Source organism: Paenibacillus sp. UMB4589-SE434 (genome assembly GCF_030226685.1).
Taxonomy (GTDB): Bacteria; Bacillota; Bacilli; order Paenibacillales; family Paenibacillaceae; genus Paenibacillus_B.
The window spans coordinates 1-706 of the sequence record NZ_JASOYK010000021.1; the positions used below are offsets into that span (position 1 = coordinate 1).

A 706-nucleotide genomic window follows, 5' to 3' on the forward strand; every position below is an offset into this window, starting at 1 on the left:
GTTGTTCGCCACGTCCTTCGTCGGCTCCTGGCGCCTAGGCATCCTCCGTGTGCTCTTAATAGCTTAACCATTGCTCTCTCGAGCAGCTAATCATCTATAAAGATGAGGATTATTCTAAGTCGCATTTCTTACGTTGATTGTGTTCACAGCCATAAGCTGCGCTGCACATTCAACTTGCTTCGCAATTCAGTTTTCAAGGTACAAGTTAATGAAAGTTATGGTGGAGCCAAGCGGGATCGAACCGCTGACCTCCTGCTTGCAAGGCAGGCGCTCTCCCAGCTGAGCTATGGCCCCATAATGGAATATAAAATTAAAATGGTGGGCCCTAGTGGACTCGAACCACCGACCTCACCCTTATCAGGGGTGCGCTCTAACCAGCTGAGCTAAGGGCCCTCATTAGTTCATAAAGAACTGATGAGCAATTTGCTCTGCTTGGCAACGTCCTACTCTCCCAGGACCCTGCGGTCCAAGTACCATCGGCGCTGGAGGGCTTAACGGTCGTGTTCGGGATGGGTACGCGTGGAACCCCTCCGCCATCGCCACCAAACAAAGGCTTTATGCGGTTGAAAGATTGCTCTTTCAAAACTGAAAACGAGCGGAATGTTAAGGGTGGAAGCTTATGCTTCCTGTATGTCTCCGTCACAGGAGACGTAAATCCTTAGAAAGGAGGTGATCCAGCCGCACCTTCCGATACGGCTACCTTGTT

Annotated in this window: 2 tRNA genes and 1 rRNA gene; all 3 read right to left on the minus strand. The window is 50.6% G+C overall.

Annotated features, from left to right (window positions below):
• Positions 1–218: 218 nt before the first annotated feature.
• A tRNA-Ala gene (locus tag QP775_RS25535) sits at positions 219–294 on the minus strand.
• A gap of 22 nt (positions 295–316) precedes the next feature.
• Positions 317–393: transfer RNA gene (locus QP775_RS25540), tRNA-Ile, on the minus strand.
• A 37-nt stretch (positions 394–430) separates the two neighbouring features.
• Positions 431–547 (minus strand): 5S ribosomal RNA (gene rrf, locus QP775_RS25545).
• Positions 548–706 lie beyond the last annotated feature (159 nt).